A 21,889-nucleotide genomic window follows, 5' to 3' on the forward strand; every position below is an offset into this window, starting at 1 on the left:
TTCACCTCGCTTCCGGATCGGGCCGGGCCTCAGCCTCCGAAACCTTTGAACACGGAGAGTAGCTGCAACTACTCTCCGTGACAACCCCTTCGCCCCGCCTCCTCCCCCGCCACGCCGCCAGCCCCAGCACCGCCGCCAGCCCGCCGAACATCACCACGTCCCGGAACGCGTGCCGCTGCCCGCTGTCCACCCCCGGCCACGGCACCCCGCCCAACTGCGGCACCAGAGGCATCCAGAACCACACCGACCTCACGGTCGCCCCCCGTACCACCACCGATGTGGCCAGTGAGGGCACCACGACCAGCGCGTAGTTGAGGAACGACGGGCGCGAGACCACGAACGCGGCCAGCATCAGCAGCGCGGCGCACTCCACCAGCCGCAGCGCCGGGTCTCCCCCGCGGCGCCACCGCAGCCACGCGAAGTACAGCACCGCCGTCCCGGCCACGGCCGCCAGCGCGAACGCCAGCGTGTGCGGCACCCCCAGCCGGGGCAGCACGGCCGGCCACGAGGCGTCGTACGGACGGGCGTACGCGTCCTGGCCGTGCAGCAGGAACGGCAGCGTCCGGGTGAAGAACAGCCCAGGCCTGGGCAGCGCAACCGCCGCCGACAGCGAGATCGCGGCGGGCACCCCCAGCGCCCACGCCAACGCCCGCCACTGCCGCGCCAGAAGGAACAGCAGGAACAGCGGTACCAGCATCGGCTTCAAGGCGACGGCCGCCCCGACCACCACCCCCGCCGCGGACCACCGCCCGTTCCGCGCCAGCAGGAGGGCCGCCGGGAAGGCGACCACCGACGCCGCCGTCCAGTTGCCCAGGAACACCAGGCTCTGGAAGGGCAGGAACAGCGCCGTCCCCAGCGCCAGCGCCACCGCCAGCCGGCTGTCCGCCCGGACCCCGAAGATCCGCAGCGCCAGCACCCCACCCACCGCGACCAGCGCGCCGGTCACCACCGGCACGGCGTAGAACAGCACCTTCTCCGAGAGGAGCGTCTGCGGCAGCGCCACGAACACCGCCCCCGGCGGATACAGGAAGCGCTTGTCCGCGTACGGCGATCCGCCGCTCAGCAGCGCCCGCGCCGCCCGCACGACCACCGCGTTGTCGATGCCGGAACGCGCCTTGCCGTACGCCCGCACCGAGCTCAGGGTGAACACCAGCACCGCCGAGACCAGCGCGGGCCGGGGAGCCCGGCCGCGCAGCCACGCGGAGGCCACGTCACCGAAGGACGGCACGGTCACCGGCGCGGTCTCCGTCGCGCTCATCGTCCGACGACCTCCAGCAGCACGCGCCCGCCCGGCCCCTGGGCCGCCTTCCTGAGCGCGGGGTCGCCGGGGGCCAGGCCCGCCGCCCCGTTCTTCTGCAGCACCCACCGCACGCCGTACTCCTTGAGGATGCCGAGCCGCTCGGCCCGGGGGGTGGCCGGGGCGAAGTAGCGCCGCGTGGCGTCGCGGCGCCGCTTCTCGTCGGGGAGGAAGAGATCGGGATAGGCCGGGGCGACGGTGTACGGGCCGTACGCGGGGAGCGCCCGCAGCGCGTAGTAGTCGTTCGTCATCACCGTCGCCCCTTTGGGCACATGCGCCACGGCCCAGCCGAAGCGCGGCCACAGCGCGATGACGGGCGCCTCGCGCAGCCCGGGCGGCACGGCCTCCCTCCGCAGCACGTACGACAGCACTCCCGCCTGCGCCCACGCCCCGGCCAGCAGCGCCGCCAACGCCACCACCGGCAGACCGCGCCGCAGCCGCTCACCACCGGCCCCACGGCCCTTAAAGGCCTCGCAGCCCTTAGAAGCCTCACAGCCCTTAAAGGCCCCACGGCCCTCAAGGGCCTCGGCCGTCTCGACGGCAAGCGCGAGCTGAGCCGGGATCAGCACGGCCGGCAGCGCCCTCCCCCACACGTAATGGCCGCTCACCCAGCCCGCCGCGACGACCGCCGCGCCCAGCCCGAAGAGGAGCGCCAGAGGATCACGGCGATCGCGCCACCACCGCGCCCCGAGGGCCACCATCCCTACGGCCACCAGGCAGAACCGTTCCGCCGCACGGCCGTAGAGCGCCCGGTGGACGGGGTCCAGCCCGCCCCCGCCGAGCAGCGCGGGAAAGGAGTAGTACGGCCAGCACAGCGACAGCGCCAGCGCCACGGCACCCCCCGCCGCCAACCGCGCCCACCCCGCCCCAGCCGGCCCCGGCCGTGTGCCGAGCAGCACCGCCAGGACCCCCAGCACCGCGACGACACCGGTGAACTGATGCACCAGCAACACCGAGCCCAGCAGAAATCCCAGCCCCACATGCCCCAGCAGCCCCCAGCCGGCCGTCCGTGCCCGGCGCAGCAGCGCCCACAGCCAGCAGGAGAGGCCCAGGGCGAAGGTGCCCGGATAGGCGAGGGTCAGGCTGAGCGAGGCCAGCCCCGGCATCCCGCTCCACGCGAACGGCACGACCCCGTACAGCAGCAGCACGCACAGCAGCGCGAGCGGGACGGCGGCCCGCGCCCGGCTGAACGTCCGGGTGAAGGCGGCGAGGCCCGTGCCCAGCAGGGCGAGGCCGGCGAGCCCGGCCAGCCGCAGCACCCCGAAGGTGCCCCAGCCGGTCGCCGTCGCCACCAGCGCCAGTACGACCGTCCACGGCGAGTAGTACGGGCTCGGTGTGTCCTCGTCCACCAGGGGGTTGCCCGGGTGGGCCAGGTCCGCGCGCAGCCGCTCCAGGACCGCGGCGTGCATCCCGAGGTCGCCGGACCACGGCAGCCGCACCACCATGAGCAGCAGCAGGACGCCCAGCAGCAGGACGGCGACCGCGGCCGTCCTGCGCGGCAGGCCCGCCCGGCTCGGCGGGAAGGTCCGGGAGAGCGGCGGCCGGGGCGTCCTGAAGGCCGTGGGCGGGCTCACGGGTCAGCGGGGGCGCTTGCCGGCCGCCGGCGCGCGGAGCGCTCTGGACCGCAGCCGCCAGGGCATGGCCACGGATTCGAGCTGCACGGCGAGGTTCATCTTCGACTCCCCGGCAGTGCGGTCCTCGAAGTGGATGGGCACCTCCATGACCGTGAAACCGGCGCGCAGCGCGCGGTACTTGGTCTCGACCTGGAAGCTGTAGCCCGCGCTGTCGACGCTGTCGAGCCCCACGGCCCGCAGGGCGTCCGCGCTCCACAGGTTGAAGCCGCTGGTGATGTCGCGGACCCGGGTGCCGAGGATCCCGCTGGCGTAGGCGTTGGCCCAGCGGGAGAGCAGCTTGCGGTGGGCTTTCCAGGCGTCGGAGAGGGTGCCCCCGGGCACGTACCGGCTGCCGACGACCACGTCCGCGCCGGTGGCGAGGGCGACGCCGAGCATCTCGGAGATCTTCCCGGTCGGGTGGCTGCCGTCGGCGTCCATCTGGAGGACGTACACGGCGCCCTCGGCGACGGCCCGCTCCATGCCGGCCGCGTAGGCGCGGCCGAGGCCGTCCTTGGTGGTGCGGTGCATGACGCCCATGCGCGTCCGGCCGGGCTCGTTGTACTTCTCCGCCAGCTGTTCGGCGACGGTGCCCGTGCCGTCGGGGCTGTTGTCGTCGACCACCAGCAGCCGCAGCCCTTCGAGGGGCAGGGCCATGAGCGCCTCGGCCATGGTGGGGAGGTTCTGCGCCTCGTTGTACGTCGGCATCACGACGGTCAGCGGGGTACGGCCCCATTCGGCGGGCAGCGGTGCCGTGGCGGCGGGGGTGCGCGGAGGGCTCATAAACGGATCCTCGGCAGACGGAGAGCGGGAGTGGGCGGCTGGCGACAGTTGGCGGTCGATGGGCGTTCAAACACTGAAGGACGTTCAAACACTAAGTCGGTGTTCGCGTACGGGCAGGCGGTGACGCTCAGACGGCCGAGAAACGGATGGCGGCGTCCGGGATCGCGGTCCCGCACCAGACGCGCGCCCCCTCGCGCAGCTCGTTGTCCCCGCCGATGTCGGAGCGGTCCCCGATCACCACGTCGTCGAGGAGGGTCCGGGGGCCGACCCTGGCGCCGGCGCCGACCATGGACGCCCGGACGTGCGCGCCCTCCTCGATCCGGGCGCCGTCCAGCACGACGGAGCCCTCCACGACGGCGCCCGCCGCGACGTACGCGCCGCTGCCCACCACCGTGCCGCCGCGCAGCCGCGCCCCGTCCGCCACCCGGGCGCCGGGCAGCACCAGGTACTCGCCGGGGTCCCCGGGGACGGCCGGGGAGTGGACGACGCCGCGCACGAGGTCGGCGGACGCCTGGACGAAGGCCGAGGGACGGCCCAGGTCCAGCCAGTACGAGGCGTCGACCACGCCGTGCAGCACGGCCCGGGCGGCCAGCAGCCCGGGGAAGGTCTCCCGCTCGACGGAGACCGGCCGCCCCTGGGGGATGGTGTCGATGATCTCGCGGCGGAAGACATAGGCCCCGGCGTTGATCTGGTCGGTGACGATCTCCTCGGGGCGACGCGGCTTCTCGGTGAAGGCCAGGACCCGGCCGCCGGGGTCGGTGGGCACCAGGCCGAACGCGCGGGGGTCGGCCACCCGGGTGAGGTGGAGGGTGACGTCGGCCCGGGCCCGCTCGTGGCGCAGCAGCAGGTCCCCGGTGTCGAGGCCGGTGAGGATGTCGCCGTTGAAGACGAGCACGGGGTCGGTGGGCCCGGAGGTCAGGGCGATGGAGGCGTGCCGGATGGCCCCGCCCGTGCCCAGCGGCTCCTCCTCGTGGACGTAGGTGAGCCGCAGGCCGTGGGCGGAGCCGTCGCCGAAGTAGGGCTCGAAGACCTCGGCGAGGTAGGAGGTGGCGAGCACGACGTGCTCGACGCCGGCGGCTCTGGCGCGGGCCAGCTGATGGGCGAGGAAGGGCACTCCGGCGGCCGGGACCATCGGCTTCGGCGTGTTGATGGTGAGCGGCCGGAGCCGGGTTCCCTTGCCTCCGACGAGCAGTACCGCCTCGGTCATGCCAGTTCCTCACCCATCGCGGCCTCGCCCATTGTGGTCACATCGTCGCACTGCGTCAGTTTTTGCGGCAATTTACACTACAATCGGTTGTCTACGTGAGATGTCCGCTACGCGTGGCGACCGTATCTGGAGATGCCCTTGCGACCGACGGAATCGAGACCGACGGAATCGAGGAAGAGGCGTCCGCCCGGCCGGGGGCGGCTGTCGGCGCTGGCCCGGGAGTTCGCGAAGTTCGGCACCGTGGGCGGGCTGGGGATCTTCGTCAACCTCGGGGTCTTCAATGTGTGCCGGGGCGCCACTGGCCTGCCGGTGGTGCGATGCAGCGTGGTCGCGACAGCCGTCGCCATCGCCTTCAACTATCTGGGCCTGCGCCACTTCACCTACCGCGACCGCGACAGGAGCCACCGCAGTAGGGAGATCGCCCTCTTCGCGGCCTTCAGCGGAATCGGACTGGTGATCGAGAACGGTGTCCTCTACACCGCCACCTACGGCTTCGGCTGGGGCGGGGCGCTCCTCGGCAACCTCTTCAAGTTCCTGGGCATCGCCACGGCGACCCTGTTCCGCTTCTGGTCCTACCGTGCCTGGGTGTTCAGGGCCCTGCCCGGGCGGGCCGGGCGCCACGGCTCTCCTCACGGCGACCCGTCGAACAGCACGAGCAACCCGGCCGCGTACCAACCCGAGACCACCGCACCTCCACCGTAGAGACACACCCTCACCCCCAGCGGAACACGCGCGAGCGGCCGGGCCGCCAACAACAGCGGAACCGGCAGGAACGGCAGCATGAAACGTGGTTTGGAGTACGGCGAGCCCGGCGTCCCCACCATCAGCAGCCAGGCCCCGGCGACGACCACGACCAGCGGCCAGGGCACCCGCCGGTCCAGTGCCAGCGCCACCACCGCCGCCGCCGTCAGCAGCACCACGGCGACCACGGCGACGTGGCGCACATCGGTGACCGCGCGGGGATCACGGTAGAGCAGGACCTGCCGCAGGAAGTCCGCGGTGCCCGCGCCGAAGTCGAACGTCTGCCCCCAGGCCCGCTCCGCCTCGAACCAGCCGTCCCAGCGCCCCACCCGGCTGCCCAGGTAGAGCCAGCCGCCCAGCAGCCCCAGCGGCGCCAGGGCCAGCGCCGCCCACGGCCGCGCGCCGTCCCGCCCGCGCAGCACCGCCCCTCCGGCGGCCAGTACCACCGTGGCGATCAGCACCGTCGCCGTCGGCCGTACGGCGCCCGCCAGGGCGCACAGGAGGCCCGCCGCGACCCAGCGGCGCCGCACCAGCGCCACCAGGGACCACATCAGCAGGGCGCTGAAGACCGCCTCCGAGTACGGCACCCACAGCGCGAAGGCGTACGGCGAACAGGACCACAGCGCCACGCACGCGTACCCGGCGCCCCGGCTTCCCCCGCAGTGCCGTACGAGTGTGTACACCCCGGCCCCCGCCACCGCCGCCGCGCACCAGGAGATCAGCACCCCGGCGCAGTCGGCGGGCAGGCCGGTCGCCAGGTGGAGACCTCGGATCAGCGCGGGGACGAGCGGGAAGAAGGCGAGCCGGGTGTAGTCGGGCGTGCCGTCGGGGCGGTGAGGAATGAGACGGGGATAGCCCCGCTCGGCGATCCGGAGGTAGTTGCCGCTGTCCCAGCGGTACAGCAGCCAGCGCGTCCCATGGCCGAGGTGGTGGTTGACCAGCAGCAGGACGGCGAAGCCGACGGCGGCGACGGCCAGCTGGACGGCCGCCGCGACGACCGCCTCCCGGTGCGCCGTCCGGGTGGCCGTGAGCCGCGGAACGACTGTCATCCGACTCTCTTACGCATGCGAAAAGGGCGGCCCCGGGGGTTTTCCCCGGGGCCGCCCCCTTCATGCCGGTGCGGCGGTCACCCGTCAGGTGTGCGAACGCAGCAGGGTGCGCATCGTGCGCATGGCCACCGACAGGTTGGCCAGGTCGAACGCGTCCGACCCGCGGATCTCGTCCAGCGTCGTCCGCGCCCGGGTCAGGATCGCGGCGTTCCGCTCCTCCCACGTGGCGAAGCGCTGCTCCGGCGTGGAGGAGCCGTTGCCCGCGGAGAGGACCTCGGCCGTCAGCGAGGCGTGGGCCGAGTAGAGGTCCTCACGGATGGAGGCACGGGCCATGGACTGCCAGCGGTCGGCGCGCGGCAGGTCGATGATGCGGTCCATCAGCTGGGTGATGTGCAGCCGGTCGGCCAGGTCGTAGTAGACCTCGGCGACGCCCAGCGGCTCCTTGCCCGTGCGCTCGGCGGTGGCGACGATGTCCAGCGCCGGGAAGACGGACGAGAAGCCCGCGACCTTGACCGCCAGCTCGTCGGGCACGTCGGCGGCGACGAGCTCGTCGTGGATCGACTGCCACCACTCGATGTCGGCGCCGCGCAGCAGCTTGGGCAGCTCGGCCCAGACCGTGTCCACGCCCTCGCGGAAGAACGAGATGGTCTCCGCGAGCTCCAGCGGCTGCGGGCGGTTGTTGAGCAGCCAGCGGGTGCCGCGCTCGACCAGCCGACGCGAGTGCAGCCGGATGCGGGTCTGGACGTCGGCGGCGACCACGTTGTCCAGGCCCTCGACGGCGTCCCAGACCTCGTTCAGGCTGAAGATCTCGCGGGCCGCGGTCTGCGCCCGGACGATCTCCTCCAGCGAGGCGCCGGTCTCCTCCCGCAGGCGGTGGAGGAAGGTCGAGCCACCGGAGTTGACCGTGTCGTTGACCAGGACAGTCGTGACGATCTCGCGGCGCAGGGCGTGGTTGTCGATGTTCTCACCGAACGACGTGCGCAGGGCCTGCGGGAAGTAGGCGTAGAGCAGTCGCTGGAGGTACGGGTCGTCGGGCAGCCCGGTGGCGAGCAGCTCCTCCGCCGTAGTGATCTTGATGTAGGCGAGCAGGACGGCCAGCTCGGGCTGGGTCAGGCCGCGGCCGGCGGCCAGCCGCTCCCGGATCTGCCGGTCGGCGGGCAGGAACTCCAGGGCGCGGTCGAGGTGGCCGTCGCGGGTGAGGCGGCGCATGATCCGCTGGTGGGCGTGGAGCAGGCTGGGCGCCTGGGCCACACCGTTGGCCAGGGCCACGTTCTGCGCGTAGTTGTTGCGCAGCACCAGCTCGCCGACCTCGTCGGTCATCTCGGCCAGCAGCTTGTTGCGCTGCTTGACGGTCATGTCGCCGTCGGTCACCAGGGCGTTGAGCAGGACCTTGATGTTCACCTCGTGGTCGGAGGTGTCCACGCCGGCGCTGTTGTCGATGGCGTCGGTGTTGACCCTGCCGCCGGTCGAGTCCGGGCCGCCGGCCAGGGCGAACTCGATGCGGCCGAGCTGGGTCAGACCGAGGTTGCCGCCCTCGCCGATGACCTTGACGCGCAGGTCCCGGCCGTCGACGCGGATGGCGTCGTTGGCCTTGTCGCCCACGTCGCCGTGCGACTCGGTGGACGCCTTGGCGTAGGTGCCGATGCCGCCGTTCCACAGGAGGTCGACCGGGGAGCTGAGGATGGCCTTCATCAGCTCGGCGGGGGTCATCTTGGTGACGCCGGGGGCGATGCCCAGGGCCTCGCGCACATGGGCGTTGACCGGGATCGACTTGGCGCTGCGGGGGTGCACGCCGCCGCCCGCGGAGAGCAGCTTGGTGTTGTAGTCGGCCCAGGAGGAGCGGGGCAGCTCGAAGAGCCTGCGGCGCTCGGCGTAGGAGACCGCCGCGTCCGGCTTGGGGTCGATGAAGATGTGGCGGTGGTCGAAGGCGGCGACCAGGCGGATGTGCTCGGAGAGCAGCATGCCGTTGCCGAAGACGTCACCGGACATGTCGCCGACGCCGACGACCGTGAAGTCCTCGGTCTGGCTGTCGTGGCCCAGCTCGCGGAAGTGCCGCTTGACCGACTCCCAGGCGCCGCGGGCGGTGATGCCCATGCCCTTGTGGTCGTAGCCGGCCGAGCCGCCGGAGGCGAAGGCGTCGCCCAGCCAGAAGCCGTAGGACTCGGCGACCTGGTTGGCGATGTCGGAGAAGGTCGCGGTGCCCTTGTCGGCGGCGACGACGAGGTAGGTGTCGTCCTCGTCGTGGCGGACGACGTCCTTGGGGTGGACGACCTCGCCGCCGACCATGTTGTCGGTGATGTCGAGGAGACCGGAGATGAAGGTCTTGTACGAGGCGATGCCCTCGGCGAGCCACGCGTCACGGTCCACGGACGGGTCCGGGAGCCGCTTGCCGACGAAGCCGCCCTTGGCGCCGACGGGCACGATGACGGTGTTCTTCACCATCTGCGCCTTGACCAGGCCCAGGATCTCGGTGCGGAAGTCCTCACGCCGGTCGGACCAGCGCAGACCGCCTCGGGCGACCTTGCCGAAGCGCAGGTGCACACCCTCGACGCGCGGCGAGTAGACCCAGATCTCGAAGGCCGGGCGGGGCGCGGGCAGGTCCGGGATGGCCTGCGGGTCCAGCTTCAGCGAGAGGTACGAGTGCGGCTCGCCGTGCCCATCCCTCTGGAAGTGGTTGGTGCGCAGCGTGGCCTTGATGACGGTGAGGAAGGAGCGCAGGATGCGGTCCTCGTCCAGGCTCGCCACCTGGTCGAGGGCGCCCTCGAGCTCCTCCAGCAGCCCCTCGATCAGCTCGTTCCGGCCGTCCTGCGGGAGCGCCGGGGACATCCGGGCCTCGAACAGGTTGACCAGGAGGCGGGTGGTGTGGACGTTGTTGCTGAGGGTGTCCTCCATGTACGCCTGGCTGAAGGTCGTACCGGCCTGCCGGAGGTACTTGGCGTAGGCCCGCAGCACCATCGCCTGACGCCAGTCGAGACCGGCCCGCAGCACGAGGTTGTTGAAGTTGTCGTTCTCCGCGGCGCCGGTCCACACGGCCGCGAAGGCCTCCTGGAAGCGGGCGCGCGCGTTGTCGCCCACGATGTCCCCGGGCAGCCGCAGCCCGAAGTCGTAGACCCAGGCAGTGGTCCGGTCGGCGCAGCGCAGCTCGTACGGGCGCTCGTCGACGACCTCGACGCCGAGCCGGTGGAGCACCGGCAGGACGGCGGAGAGGGAGACGGGCTCACCCGTGCGGTAGATCTTGAAGCGGCGCTCACCGGGGCCCGCGCCGACCGGCTCGTACAGGCTGAGCTCGAAGTCCTGCGCACCGCCGGCGGTGGTCAGCTTCTCCAGGTGGGCGAGGTCGGAGACGGCGCCACGGGGGGTGTGGTCGGCCTTGTAGCCCTCGGGGAAGGCCTGGCCGTAGCGGCGCAGCAGCTCGGCGGCGCGCTCCTCGCCGACCTCGGCGGTGAGCGTCTCGGCGAAGCCGTCGGCCCAGGAGCGGGCGGCCTCCACGAGGCGGGCCTCGATGCGGTCGGCGTCGGCCTCGGAGAGCTCGGGCAGCGCGGAGCCGGGCTCGACGCGGACGACGAAGTGCAGCCGGGAGAGGACGGACTCGGTGTTCCAGGCCGTGAAGTCGACGCTGGTGCCGTTGAGCTCTTCCTTGAGGATGTCGATCAGGCGCAGCCGGACGCCGGTGGTGTAGCGGTCGCGCGGCAGGTAGACCAGGGCGGAGTAGAAGCGCCCGTACTCGTCGCGGCGCAGGTACAGCCGCAGCCGGCGGCGCTCCTGGAGGTAGAGCACGCTGGTGGCGATGGCGCGAAGCTGGTCGGCCTGGATCTGGAAGAGCTCGTCGCGCGGGTAGGTCTCCAGGATCTGGAGCAGGTCGCGGCCGTCGTGGCTGTCGGGGCTGAAGCCGGCGTCGTCCAGGACCTGGGAGACCTTGCGGCGGATGACCGGGACGCGGCGGACGGACTCGGTGTAGGCGGCCGAGGAGAACAGGCCCAGGAAGCGGCGCTCGCCGACCACGTTGCCGGCGGCGTCGAACTTCTTCACCCCGACGTAGTCGAGGTAGGAGGGGCGGTGGACGGTGGCGCGGCTGTTGGCCTTGGTGAGGACGAGCAGCTTGTGCTCACGGGCCTTGGCGCGGGCGTCCGCCGGGAGCCGGCTGAAGGACGGCGAAGTGGGGCGGGGCAGCGGGGCGTGGTGGCCCCCGTGGTGCCCGTTGGCCGTGTGCGAGGGGTCGGAGCGCAGGACGCCCAGGCCGGTGCCGGGGACGGCGGTGAGGACGTCCTCCTCCTCGCCGTCGGTGGTGACCTTGGTCAGGTCGTACTCGCGGTAGCCGAGGAAGGTGAAGTGATCGGCGGCCAGCCAGCGCAGCAGCTCACGAGCCTCGTCGAGCTCGGTCTGCGGGACGTCGGCGGTCGGCTCCTCGGCCAGGCCCTCGGCGATGCGCAGCGCGGCGTCGCGCATCTTGCCCCAGTCCTCGACGGTCTCGCGGACGTCGGACAGGACGCGCACCAGGTCGGCGGCGATCTGCTTGAGATCGTCGCGGTCGGTCTCGCGGTCGGTCTCGACGTGGATCCAGGACTCGACGAGCGCGTCGTGCGGCAGCTCGGAGTCCTTCCCGTTGCCGTGGGCGTCGCAGGCGGAGCCGAGGACCTCGAGGAGGCGGCCGGTCACATCACGGCGGACGACGACCTGCGGGTGGATGACGACGTGGATGCCACGGTTCTGGCGGGAGAGCTCGTTGGTGACGGAATCCACGAGGAAGGGCATGTCGTCGGTGACGACCTCGACGACGGAGTGGCTGGACGTCCAGCCGTTCTCCTCGACCGTCGGCGTGTGGACGCGCACGTTCGCGGTGCCCTGCGGCCGGTTCTCGGCCAGCCGGAAGTGCGAGATCGCCGCGCCGTAGACGTCGACCGGGTCACGGCCGGTGAGGTCCTCGGCAGCGGTGTGCAGGTAGTAGCGCTGGAGGTAGGCGGTCAGGGTCTTCTGGTCGAGTCCGCCCTCGCCCTTGGGGCCGGCCGGGTGCGCTCCCCCCGGGCTGCCTTCAGCGACGCGGGCCGCCCGCTCGAGCAAATCGGCCTTTGCTTCGTCCAGCTTGGTCTGCATGTCCTCTGGCTCCTGTCGCGCGCCGTTGCGTGACATAGGTGGTGATGGTTTCACGTCGCGACTCGGGGTGTCCGGTCGTCATCGACGGTCCGCCGGGATGAGGGGTGGCCGGGCGGAACACGGCGAAACGCCGTCAGGAGAGCCCGGCTCCGGGGATCCGCTGCGATGGCCCGGGCGCGGTGGCGGCCCGGGGGCAGGACAGGGGCGACGGCGCCCCTGCTGGATATCGCGCTGATCACCTGGTAAGGCTATCGCTCTTCCCCCAGGACGCGTCCATGAGCAGCTTCTATACATTACGGCCACGAAACCTTCGCACTCTGGACAGCACGGCCTCAGGCAACGAGACGTTCCGCCTCGGCGACGGCCTCCGCCAGACTGTCCACCACCGGCACGCCCGCCGCCGCCAGACTGCCCCGGCTGTGCGAACCGCCCGTGTACAGCACGGCGTGGGCACCGATGTGCGCCGCCGCGACGGCGTCGTCCACGGCATCCCCGATGACCACCGTACGCCCGGCCGCCACACCGTCCAGCCCCGCGAGATGGCGCGCCATGTGCTCCGTCTTGCTGCCGCCGGAAGGCCCGGTGCGTCCGTCCACCCGGATGAATCTGCGCTCGATGCCGAAGCCCCGCACCAGCGGCAGCAGGTCCTCGTGTCCGTACATCGACATGATCGACTGGGTGCCGCCGGCGTCCTGCCAGCGCGACAGCAACGACTCGGCGCCGTCCGTGAGGCCGCAGCGTATGCGGTGGTCCGCGTAGTGCCGGTGGAAGACGACGTCCATGTGCTGCCACTCGGCCTCGGTGGGGAGGCGGCCCATCAGGCGCTCGTAGAAGCGCGGGATCGGGACGCAGTACAGCTCCCGGTACCTGGCCAGGGTGATGGGCGCCAGGCCGATCTCGGCGAAGGCGGCGTTGGTCGCCGTGATCACCGCGTCGATGTCGTGGAACAGGGTCCCGTTCCAGTCCCAGACGATGTGCGGCGGGGCTTCCGTGCCCCGCTCCCCCGTGCCCCGCGTGCCCATGCTCTGCGTCCCCATGCTCACGACCGTACCGTCCGGGTCCGACAGACCCCTCAGACGAGGTTCGGGATCTCCTGGACGCCGAACCACATCAGCTCGTGGTCGTCGGCCCCGTCCACGGTGAACTGAGCGTCGTCGTCGCCCTGGTCCGCGGCGCCCAGCGCGGCCGCGGCGGCGGCCACGTCCTCCTCGGCGTCGTCCGCGTCGACGTGCACCGAGGCCGCCTTCTTCAGCGGCACGGCCTCCGCCAGCCGCACCTCGCCGAGCGCCGACTGGTCCCGCCCGCGCTCCGGGCCAGCGGTCACCGCCGTGTCGGGCACGTCGACCGCCACGACCACGCGCCGTCGCGGCGCCCGCGGATCGGCCGCCAGCTGCCGCAGCGAGCCCTGCGCGGCCCGGCTCAGCGCCGCGTACTCCAGTTCCTCGGTGTCGTCCGAGACGTACCACTCGCGCAGGGCGGGGGTGATGGCGTAGGCGTCCAGCGGTGCCGGGCCCAGCAGGCCCGCCTTGTGGGCCTCGGCGAGGCCGGGGAGGGTCAGGGGGACGTAGACGCGCATGACCGCCGCTTTCCTGCTTCCTGAGGGCTTACGAACAGTGCTGCCAGCATACGGGCGCGAGTCCCCCTTCGAAGTGCCGGAGGTCCCCTGGGGGCCGCCTCCCGGACGCCCCGGTCCCCGGCCGTGCCCGCCCCTCGGGCCCCGTGTCCCCCTGATAGGTGAACGATCCCGGCCCCGAGGCCGCCCCCGGGACGTCCTTGCCCGCCTCCGGACGGCACCGGTAGAAGATCCACGACCGAAGCCACGCCCGGTACCAGCCGGGCCGCGCACCACGGGGGCGATCGCGTGTACAGGACCAGGGGACCCGCCGGATCGGGCCCGGCCGCGCCACCACGGCGCACGGACTCCCGACGGCCGGCCGCCGACGCGGCCGCCCGTCGCCACGAACGCGAACGTCGCCATCCGCGCTACTGGTTCGCCGAGCGGCTGCTGCTCACCCTCAGCGGACAGCGCCCGGTGCACTGGATGCTCGGGCACACCCTGCCACCGGCCTACGACCAGCTGGCCGAGCTGGCGCCCGGGGCGCCCCTGCGGCCCCTCCCGCCGGGGCGCGGCATCCCCTTCGTACGCCACTGCGACGAGTTCCAGCCCCGGCCCGGAGTGATCGAGGCGTTCGCCCGGATCGCCTCGGGGGACCGGCTTCGGGCGCTGGCCTTCCGGCTGGAGCACTGCCCTGACCGGCGGTGGCGGTGCGCCGCGGTGGAGCTGGGCGGAGCCCGTACCTGAACACGGCGAAGGGCGGGACACCACCGGTGTCCCGCCCCTTACGAGCCCTTGTGGGCGTGCCGCGTTACTTCTTGCGGCGGCGGCCGGCGGCGCCGCGCTGGGCCTTGCGGCGCTCGGCGCGGGTCATGCCGTCCGCCTCGGAGCGGTACTCGGTCATCTCGTCACCCGTGAGGTCGCGCTCGTCGAGACCGGCCTCGCCGTCCACCGTGGGGGCGGAGAAGTGCAGGCGGTCGGGGCGCTGCGGGGCGTCCAGGCCCTTCGCGCGGATCTCCGGACGGGCGGCGGGCACGGTGTCCTGGCTCTTCTCCAGGGACGGCGCCTCGCGCTGCTCGACGGGGACCTCCTCGAGCTGCTGGTCGACCTGGACCTCCAGGTTGAACAGGTAGCCGACCGACTCCTCCTTGATGCCCTCCATCATCGCGGTGAACATGTCGAAGCCCTCGCGCTGGTACTCGACCAGGGGGTCCTTCTGGGCCATGGCCCGCAGGCCGATGCCCTCCTGGAGGTAGTCCATCTCGTAGAGGTGCTCGCGCCACTTGCGGTCCAGGACGGACAGCACGACGCGGCGCTCCAGCTCACGCATGATGTCGGAGCCGAGGTGCTCCTCGCGGGTGGCGTACTGCTCGTGGATGTCGTCCTTGACGGACTCGGCGATGAACTCGGCGGTGATGCCCGCGCGGTCGCCCGCCGCGTCCTCCAGCTCCTCGATGGTGACCTTGACCGGGTAGAGCTGCTTGAAGGCGCCCCACAGCCGCTCCAGGTCCCACTCCTCGGCGAAGCCCTCGACGGTCTCCTGGCGGATGTAGTCGTCGATGGTGTCGTCCATGAAGTGCCGCACCTGCTCGTGGAGGTCCTCGCCCTCCAGGACGCGACGGCGCTCGGCGTAGATGACCTCGCGCTGGCGGTTGAGCACCTCGTCGTACTTCAGGACGTTCTTACGGGTCTCGAAGTTCTGCTGCTCGACCTGCGACTGGGCGGAGGCGATGGCCCGGGTGACCATCTTGTTCTCGATCGGCACGTCGTCGGGGACGTTGGCAATGGCCATCACGCGCTCGACCATCTGGGCCTTGAACAGGCGCATCAGGTCGTCGCCCAGCGACAGGTAGAAACGGGACTCGCCCGGGTCGCCCTGACGGCCGGAGCGTCCGCGCAGCTGGTTGTCGATACGGCGCGACTCGTGGCGCTCGGTGCCGAGGACGTAGAGCCCGCCGAGGCCCTTGACCTCCTCGAACTCGGCCTTGACCGCCGCCTCGGCCTTCTCCAGGGCGTTGGGCAGCGCGGCCGCCCACTCGTCGATGTGCTCCTCCGGGTCGAGGCCGCGCTGGCGCAGCTCCGCCTCGGCGAGGTCGTCGGGGTTGCCGCCGAGCTTGATGTCCGTACCGCGGCCGGCCATGTTGGTGGCGACGGTGACGGCGCCCTTGCGGCCCGCCTGGGCGACGATCTGGGCCTCGCGCTCGTGGTGCTTGGCGTTGAGGACCTCGTGCGGGATGCCGCGCTTGGACAGCTGCTGCGAGAGGTACTCCGACTTCTCGACCGAGGTCGTGCCGACCAGGATCGGCTGGCCCTTCTCGTGCTTCTCGGCGATGTCCTCGACGACGGCGGCGAACTTCGCGACCTCGGTGCGGTAGATCAGGTCCGACTGGTCCATGCGCTGCATCGGACGGTTCGTCGGGATCGGCACCACGCCGAGCTTGTAGATCTGGTGGAACTCGGCGGCCTCGGTCATGGCCGTACCGGTCATACCGGACAGCTTGGAGTAGAGGCGGAAGAAATTCTGGAGGGTGATCGTGGCGAGCGTCTGGTTCTCGTCCTTGATGTCCACCCCTTCCTTCGCCTCGATCGCCTGGTGCATGCCCTCGTTGTAGCGGCGGCCGGCGAGGATACGGCCGGTGTGCTCGTCGACGATCATGACTTCGCCGTCCATGACGACGTAGTCCTTGTCCTTCTTGAACAGTTCCTTCGCCTTGATGGCGTTGTTCAGATAGCCGACGAGGGGGGTGTTGACCGACTCGTAGAGGTTGTCGATGCCCAGCCAGTCCTCGACCTTGCTCACGCCGGTCTCGTGGATGGCGACCGTGCGCTTCTTCTCGTCGACGTCGTAGTCGCCGGTCTCCTCGACGCCCTTCTGCGGGTTCGCCGGCTCGCCCTTGGCCAGGCGGGTGACGAGCTTGGCGAAGTCGCCGTACCACTTGGTGGCCTGGTCGGCCGGGCCGGAGATGATCAGCGGCGTACGGGCCTCGTCGACCAGGATGGAGTCGACCTCGTCGACCACGGCGAAGTTGTGCCCGCGCTGGACCAGCTCGTCCTGGGACCACGCCATGTTGTCGCGCAGGTAGTCGAAGCCGAACTCGTTGTTCGTGCCGTACGTGATGTCGCAGCCGTACTGCTCGCGACGCTGCGCCGGGGTCATGTTGGCGAGGATGCAGCCGACCGACAGGCCCAGGAACTTGTGCACCCGGCCCATCAACTCCGAGTCGCGCTCCGCCAGGTAGTCGTTCACCGTGATCAGGTGGACGCCCTTGCCCGACAGCGCGTTCAGGTACGTCGGGAGGGTGCCGACGAGGGTCTTGCCCTCACCGGTCTTCATCTCCGCGACATAGCCCAGGTGCAGCGCGGCGCCACCCATGAGCTGGACGTCGTAGTGCCGCTGGCCCAGGACGCGCTTGGCGGCCTCGCGGACGGTCGCGAAGGCCTCGGGCAGCAGGTCGTCCAGGCTCTCGCCGTCGGCGTACCGCTGCTTGTACTCCTCGGTCAGGGCGCGCAGCTCAGCGTCGGAGAGGTGCAGGAAGTCCTCTTCGATGGAATTGACCTGGTCCGCGATGCGGTGCAGCTTGCGCAGGATCTTGCCTTCTCCTGCACGCATGATCTTGCCGAAGACGGACACGTAGGCTGGCTCCTTGCCGGTCGGGCCTGGGCACGGTTGGGGTGCGCGGGCACGACGGGACAGTCCCCGCCGCAACGGCCATCGTAAGCGAGGACCCCACCACGCCGGGAGGTCCGTCATCACCGAGGCCGGGTGTCACCCACTGTGAGAACGAACGGCAGTCCCGGAAGGTGCCGGAGCGGCGAAATTCGGACACGTCCGAGGCGCCCCGAATCTAGACTCCGCCCATGGAGCCCATACATCTGACCACCGAACGCCTGCTGCTGCGCCCGTTCACCTCGTCGGACGTACCCGCCGCGCACGCGGCCTGCCAGGACCCGGACATTCCGCGCTACACCGGCGTTCCCTCCCCCTACACGCCGGAGGACGCCCGCGCGTTCGTCGAGGAGAAGTGCCCGGACGGCTGGCGCGATGACTCCATGTACACGTTCGGTCTCTTCTCCCGCGAGGACGCCCGGCTGATCGGTTCCATGTGCCTGGTGCGGCTCGCCGAGCTGCGCACCCCCGAGCGTCAGGCCGAGCTCGGCTACTGGACCGCCAAGGACGCCCGCGGCCGCGGCTACACGGTGGAGGCCGCGCGCGAGGTGATCCGCTGGGCCTTCGAGGACCTGGGCGTCGAACGCCTGGAGTGGTACGCGGAGGCGGGCAACGAAGGCTCGCGCGCCGTCGCCCTGAAGGCTGGGTTCCGGATGGAGGGCACCATGCGCTCGAAGATCGTCCACAATGGCACCCGCCGTGACGCCTGGATCGGCTCGCTGCTCCCCTCGGACCTCGGCCGGCCGGCCCACACCCCCTACCTGCCGTTTCCCGAGCGCGGCTGATCATCACCGGGCGATGTCAGTGGTCCCCTCTAGGGTGATCGGCATGACAACTGCCGCCACAGTCAAGGCCGGTACGTCCGGCGCGCACCCTTCCGGGGATCACGGGGACGCCTTCCGGCTCTCCGCCGACGAGGCGCGCCGGGTGGCCCTCCGCGCGCAGGGCCTGCTCGGCACGCCCGACCGGAAGGGGGGCGTCCGGGGCGTGCTGCGCCGGCTGGGCGCGGTCCAGCTGGACACGATCTCGGTGCTCGCCCGCTCGCACGAGCTGGTGCCCTACGCGCGGCTGGGCGCCGTCGGGCGCGGTGCGGTCGAGGAGGCGTACTGGAGCGGGGACGCCGAGACGGGGGCCTTCGAGTACTGGTCGCACGCGGCGTGCGTGCTGCCGATCGAGGAGTGGCCGCTGTTCGCCTTCCGCCGCCGGGCCATGCGGGAGCGCGGCCACCGCTGGCACATCATGGCGGACGCCGACCGTTCGTGCGCGGCCGTCCGGGACCGGCTCAGGGCCGAGGGCCCCCTGACGGCCACGGATCTGGGCGGTGCCAAGAACGGCGGCGAGTGGTACGACTGGTCCGAGACGAAGATCGCGGTGGAGTGGCTGCTGGACACCGGCGAGGTGGTCTGCACCCGCCGGCGCGGCTGGAAGCGGGTCTACGACCTGGCCGAGCGCGCCGTGCCGGACGCCCTCTTCCACGACGACCTCGACGACGCCGAGTGCATGCGACGCCTGGTGGCCCAGGCGGGCTCGGCGATGGGTGTGGCGACGCGCGCGGACCTGGCGGACTACCACCGGCTCAAGGGCGAGCAGGTCGACGCTGTCATCGGCGGTACGGGGCTGGTGCCGGTCGAGGTGGCGGGCTGGGACAAGCCGGCGTGGGCGGACCCGGCGGCGCTGGCCGAGGAGCCCCGGGGCCGGCACCGTACGACGCTGCTCTCGCCGTTCGACTCGCTGATCTGGGACCGGCCGCGCACAGAGCGGATATTCGGCTTCACCCACCGGCTGGAGGCGTATGTGCCCAAGACCAGGCGCGTCCACGGCTATTTCGCGATGCCGCTGCTGACGGGCGGCCGGCTGGCGGGCCGGGTGGATCCGGCGCGCGACGGCCGGACGCTGGTGGCCCGGCAGGTGTCGCTCGAAGGCCCCAGGGCCGTCGAGCCCATGGCCCGGGCGCTGTGGGAGGCGGCCGAGTGGGTGGGCTGCGACAGCGTGCGTGTCGAGCGCTGCGACGACGCGAAGCTGGCCGCCGCCCTGGTGGGCGCCCTGGGCTGAGCCCCACGACGGCCCGGCGGGCGGGTGGGCGGTGGGCGTCGGGCGGCAGCCGGCGGCTCAGCGGATCTCGAGGATCTTCTCCCGCATCGCGTAGACGACCGCTTCCATCCTGGAGTGCAGCTGGAGCTTCTCCAGGATGTTGCGGACGTGGTTCTTGACGGTGTTTTCGCTGATGAACAACTCCTTGGCGATGTCGCGGTTGTTCATCCCGGTGGCGACGAGCTTGAGGACCTCCAGCTCGCGGTCGGTGAGCCGGGGGGCGGGCACCAGCCTGCGCTCGTCGGTGCGCTGGATCATCGACTTGAACTCGGTCAGGAGCTTGGAGGCCATCGACGGGCTGATCTGGGACTGGCCGTCGGCGACCGCCCGGATGGCCGTCGCCACCTCGTCGGTGGAGATCTCCTTGAGGAGGTAGCCGGTCGCCCCGGCCTTGATGGCGTCGTAGAGGTCGGCTTCCTCGTCGCTGATCGTCAGCATGATGATCTTCGCGCTGGGGGCCACCTCCTTGATGGAGGTGCAGGCCTCGATGCCGCCGCGCTTGGGCATCCGGACGTCCATGAGGACGATGTCGGGCAGCAGGTCGGCCGCCTTGTCCACCGCCTCCGCGCCGTCCCCGGCCTCGCCGACGACCTCGATGTCCTCCTCGTGCTTGAGGACGATCTCCAGCCCCCTGCGGAAGAGCGCGTGGTCGTCCACGACGAGGACCCTGATCGGCTCCCTCCGCGCGGCGCCCCGCCCGTCCCGGGCACCTTCCTCGTCGTCCTCGTCGGTCCCGATCACGGGCCCGAACCTGTCCGCCATCGTTCCTCCCCCTGAAGGCCATGGCCCGTCGCGGTCACTCGGTCCCGGCGCCGCCCCAATCGGCTCCGGCGGACCGGTGGTTGGTCCGGGCCATGATTTCATGCCGGACCGCCGGACGGTGCTTCCCCGGCCGCGGAGGTGGCGCGCCGCACAAGCGGTGCCCCGGGAGCGCGCCTGGCGCTCCGGGGCACCGTCACCGGTCCGCGGCTCACGGGGCCCGGCCGCGGCGTACGGCCGGGCCGCACGGGTCAGCCGCCGAGCTCGCCGCCCGCTCCTCCGGGCTCTCCGCTGTAGAAGGGGTCGCTGTTCAGGCGGATGACGCCGTAGTCGTAGGCGTGCCGCCGGTAGACGACACTGGGCATCTTGGTCTCGGAGTCGACGAACAGATAGAAGTCATGGCCGACCAACTCCATTTCGTACAGCGCCTGGTCGAGCGCCATGGGGGCCGCGGAGTGGGTCTTCTCGCGGACCACCAGGGGGCCTTCTCCCCGGATCTCCAGTGGTCCCATGTGGGTGACGGGCACCTCGCCCGCCCCCTGCTCCGCGACGAGTTCACCGCTGTCGTTGAGCTCTGCGGCGCCGATGACGGCGCCGACGTCGCTCGCCGGGACGCGTCCGTTGCCCCGACGGGAATGACGCTTGTCGTGCTGCTTGCGCAGCCGTGCCTCGAGCTTGCTCGTGGCCAGATCGAGCGCGGCATAGGGATCCGTCGCTGCGGCCTCCGCCCGGATGACCGGTCCACGGGAGATCACCGTGATCTCCACTCGGTCGGAGCGGTCGGCCTGCCTCGGGTTGGGCTCCTTGGACACCTCCACGTCGAGGCGAATCACCTTGCCGTCCAGCTTCTGGACCTTCTCCAGCTTCAGCTTCTCGGCCACGTGCTTGCGAAACCGCTCGGGCACCTCTGTCTTGCGGCCCTTGACGACGATGTCCACGCAGAACTCCGTTCCCGGATCGCTCCGCCGAAGGTTGCGGAGCGCATCCCTCTTGCATCAGGCCCCGGGGGTTCCGGAGCCACCGACTAAGCGGTTTTCACCTCCTCCTCCCCCGTCGGCGAGATCTACACCCCACCCGGCCTCAAGGCTCCACGGGCTTCCTACAAGCTTCCGCCCAGGCGCACAAAGCACGCCAATCGGAGATATCAGGCATAGATCCTGCCCTTCCTCACAACCGAACATATCTCGCTCGGAAGCCCGTCGGTACCCCCTATCGCGACGTACCTCCGTTCAGGTGTTTTCCGGCCGTTTCCCTCAGCAACGTGGGGCGTTCTCCGTCAGTTCCGGTTGTTTCCGAAAGCTCTCGGGGCCGCCGCGATCACGGCGGCGGCCACGACCCGGCCGTCGCCGACCGTCACCGCGCGAGCCGCCTCCGCCAGCGAGGCACCGGTCGTCATGAGGTCGTCCACCAGCACCACCGGACCTCCCGACCGCCACAGCCGCTCCGCGCCCCCGGCGGCCTCCATCGCCCCCGCCACGTTCGCCGCGCGCTCCCGGGCGTCCAGGCCCGACTGGTCGAGGACGGCCCGCCGCAACCGCAGCACCGCCGCCACCCGCGCGGGCACCCCGGAGCCGCGCAGCGCCCGGGCCGCCGCCAGCGCGACCCGCCGCCCGGCGTCATGCCCCCGCCCGGCCACCGCCGACCGCGCGGAAGGCACCGGCACGAGCAATAACGGGCCACTCCAGCCCCGTATGTCCCACCCCGCACCAGGACGACCGGCCGCCCCCACCGCGCCCGCCAGCGCGGCACCCAGCGGCTCGGCCAGCGCGAGCCCGCCCCGCTCCTTGTGCGCGATCAGCGCCGAACGCACCCCGCCCTCGTACCGCGCGGAGGCATACACACGTGGCAGCCCGGGCGGCACCGGATCGGGCCGCACCCGCAGCGCCCGCCGCCCGCCCAGTTCCGCACGACATCCCTCGCACAGCACGGACCGCGGCAGCCCGCACCCCGCGCAGTCCACCGGCGCCACCAGGCCGGCGAGCTCCCGCCACCACCCGCGCATGACTCCACTGTCGCGCGCGGCCCCGGAAGCCGCCACC

General features: G+C 71.7%; 16 protein-coding genes. 4 read left to right on the plus strand and 12 right to left on the minus strand.

Annotated elements, in window-relative coordinates; genetic code table 11:
- Window position 1: 1 nt before the first annotated feature.
- The 4 genes from AB0E98_RS32185 to AB0E98_RS32200 all read right to left on the minus strand — a co-directional run bounded on the left by AB0E98_RS32185 (window position 2) and on the right by AB0E98_RS32200 (window position 4,897).
- Entirely contained in the window at window positions 2-1,258 is a 1,257-nt protein-coding gene (locus AB0E98_RS32185; RefSeq protein WP_361709643.1) for a glycosyltransferase family 87 protein, read from the minus strand.
- Window positions 1,255-2,871, minus strand: coding sequence for a hypothetical protein (locus tag AB0E98_RS32190; protein WP_361709646.1), 1,617 nt, complete (start codon window positions 2,869-2,871; stop codon window positions 1,255-1,257). Before AB0E98_RS32190 ends, AB0E98_RS32185 begins: the two co-directional genes overlap by 4 nt.
- Before the next feature lie 3 nt (window positions 2,872-2,874).
- Window positions 2,875-3,690: a polyprenol monophosphomannose synthase gene (locus AB0E98_RS32195; RefSeq protein WP_361709649.1), complete on the minus strand. Its 816-nt coding sequence runs from the start codon at window positions 3,688-3,690 to the stop codon at window positions 2,875-2,877.
- Window positions 3,691-3,817: 127 nt separating this feature from the next.
- A complete protein-coding gene (locus AB0E98_RS32200) occupies window positions 3,818-4,897 on the minus strand; it encodes an NDP-sugar synthase (protein WP_361709652.1) in 1,080 nt (359 codons plus the stop codon).
- A gap of 138 nt (window positions 4,898-5,035) precedes the next feature.
- Between AB0E98_RS32200 and AB0E98_RS32205 the strand changes: the two genes are divergently transcribed.
- The gene (locus tag AB0E98_RS32205; RefSeq protein ID WP_361709654.1) at window positions 5,036-5,599 is read left to right on the plus strand and encodes a GtrA family protein; all 564 of its coding nucleotides are present in this window, start codon (window positions 5,036-5,038) and stop codon (window positions 5,597-5,599) included.
- On the opposite strand, the gene AB0E98_RS32210 is transcribed toward AB0E98_RS32205, so the two are convergent.
- From AB0E98_RS32210 to AB0E98_RS32225, 4 genes are all read right to left on the minus strand, one after another.
- Window positions 5,527-6,687 (minus strand): hypothetical protein, encoded by a 1,161-nt coding sequence (locus tag AB0E98_RS32210; RefSeq protein ID WP_361709656.1) that lies wholly within the window; start codon window positions 6,685-6,687, stop codon window positions 5,527-5,529. The genes AB0E98_RS32205 and AB0E98_RS32210 overlap by 73 nt on opposite strands.
- An 84-nt stretch (window positions 6,688-6,771) precedes the next feature.
- Window positions 6,772-11,778 carry an NAD-glutamate dehydrogenase gene (locus AB0E98_RS32215; protein ID WP_361709659.1) on the minus strand — a complete coding sequence of 1,669 codons (5,007 nt, stop codon included), beginning with the start codon at window positions 11,776-11,778 and terminating at the stop codon, window positions 6,772-6,774.
- Between the two features lie 332 nt (window positions 11,779-12,110).
- Window positions 12,111-12,815: an HAD family hydrolase gene (locus AB0E98_RS32220; RefSeq protein ID WP_361709661.1), complete on the minus strand. Its 705-nt coding sequence runs from the start codon at window positions 12,813-12,815 to the stop codon at window positions 12,111-12,113.
- A 35-nt stretch (window positions 12,816-12,850) separates the two neighbouring features.
- A complete protein-coding gene (locus AB0E98_RS32225; protein WP_361709664.1) occupies window positions 12,851-13,354 on the minus strand; it encodes a hypothetical protein in 504 nt (167 codons plus the stop codon).
- A 285-nt stretch (window positions 13,355-13,639) separates the two neighbouring features.
- Between AB0E98_RS32225 and AB0E98_RS32230 the strand changes: the two genes are divergently transcribed.
- Entirely contained in the window at window positions 13,640-14,080 is a 441-nt protein-coding gene (locus AB0E98_RS32230; RefSeq protein ID WP_361709666.1) for an Rv3235 family protein, read from the plus strand.
- Between the two features lie 64 nt (window positions 14,081-14,144).
- On the opposite strand, the gene secA is transcribed toward AB0E98_RS32230, so the two are convergent.
- Entirely contained in the window at window positions 14,145-16,964 is a 2,820-nt protein-coding gene (gene secA / locus AB0E98_RS32235) for a preprotein translocase subunit SecA (RefSeq protein ID WP_361709668.1), read from the minus strand.
- A gap of 227 nt (window positions 16,965-17,191) precedes the next feature.
- Between secA and AB0E98_RS32240 the strand changes: the two genes are divergently transcribed.
- Window positions 17,192-17,785 carry a GNAT family N-acetyltransferase gene (locus AB0E98_RS32240; protein ID WP_361709670.1) on the plus strand — a complete coding sequence of 198 codons (594 nt, stop codon included), beginning with the start codon at window positions 17,192-17,194 and terminating at the stop codon, window positions 17,783-17,785.
- 13 nt (window positions 17,786-17,798) lie between these two features.
- Complete coding sequence (locus tag AB0E98_RS32245; RefSeq protein ID WP_361709672.1) at window positions 17,799-19,052, plus strand: crosslink repair DNA glycosylase YcaQ family protein; 1,254 nt, start codon at window positions 17,799-17,801, stop codon at window positions 19,050-19,052.
- A gap of 57 nt (window positions 19,053-19,109) precedes the next feature.
- Here the strand turns inward: AB0E98_RS32245 and AB0E98_RS32250 are convergent, their stop codons facing one another.
- The 3 genes from AB0E98_RS32250 to AB0E98_RS32260 form a co-directional block, all read right to left on the minus strand.
- Complete coding sequence (locus AB0E98_RS32250) at window positions 19,110-19,853, minus strand: response regulator transcription factor (protein ID WP_361709673.1); 744 nt, start codon at window positions 19,851-19,853, stop codon at window positions 19,110-19,112.
- A gap of 248 nt (window positions 19,854-20,101) precedes the next feature.
- A complete protein-coding gene (gene raiA / locus AB0E98_RS32255; protein ID WP_361709676.1) occupies window positions 20,102-20,788 on the minus strand; it encodes a ribosome-associated translation inhibitor RaiA in 687 nt (228 codons plus the stop codon).
- 338 nt (window positions 20,789-21,126) lie between these two features.
- Complete coding sequence (locus AB0E98_RS32260) at window positions 21,127-21,852, minus strand: ComF family protein (RefSeq protein WP_361709678.1); 726 nt, start codon at window positions 21,850-21,852, stop codon at window positions 21,127-21,129.
- Window positions 21,853-21,889 lie beyond the last annotated feature (37 nt).

It is taken from the genome of Streptomyces sp. NPDC037389, assembly GCF_040636475.1.
Lineage (GTDB): Bacteria > Actinomycetota > Actinomycetes > Streptomycetales > Streptomycetaceae > Streptomyces > Streptomyces hesseae.

Coding starts and splice junctions, on each gene's coding strand:
- AB0E98_RS32185 (WP_361709643.1), bottom strand. CDS start 1,258: ATGAGCGCGACGGAGACCGCGCCGGTGACCGTGCCGTCCTTCGGTGAC.
- AB0E98_RS32195 (WP_361709649.1), bottom strand. CDS start 3,690: ATGAGCCCTCCGCGCACCCCCGCCGCCACGGCACCGCTGCCCGCCGAA.
- AB0E98_RS32200 (WP_361709652.1), bottom strand. CDS start 4,897: ATGACCGAGGCGGTACTGCTCGTCGGAGGCAAGGGAACCCGGCTCCGG.
- AB0E98_RS32210 (WP_361709656.1), bottom strand. CDS start 6,687: ATGACAGTCGTTCCGCGGCTCACGGCCACCCGGACGGCGCACCGGGAG.
- AB0E98_RS32215 (WP_361709659.1), bottom strand. CDS start 11,778: ATGCAGACCAAGCTGGACGAAGCAAAGGCCGATTTGCTCGAGCGGGCG.
- AB0E98_RS32220 (WP_361709661.1), bottom strand. CDS start 12,815: ATGGGGACGCAGAGCATGGGCACGCGGGGCACGGGGGAGCGGGGCACG.
- AB0E98_RS32225 (WP_361709664.1), bottom strand. CDS start 13,354: ATGCGCGTCTACGTCCCCCTGACCCTCCCCGGCCTCGCCGAGGCCCAC.
- AB0E98_RS32240 (WP_361709670.1), top strand. CDS start 17,192: ATGGAGCCCATACATCTGACCACCGAACGCCTGCTGCTGCGCCCGTTC.
- AB0E98_RS32245 (WP_361709672.1), top strand. CDS start 17,799: ATGTCAGTGGTCCCCTCTAGGGTGATCGGCATGACAACTGCCGCCACA.
- AB0E98_RS32250 (WP_361709673.1), bottom strand. CDS start 19,853: ATGGCGGACAGGTTCGGGCCCGTGATCGGGACCGACGAGGACGACGAG.
- AB0E98_RS32260 (WP_361709678.1), bottom strand. CDS start 21,852: ATGCGCGGGTGGTGGCGGGAGCTCGCCGGCCTGGTGGCGCCGGTGGAC.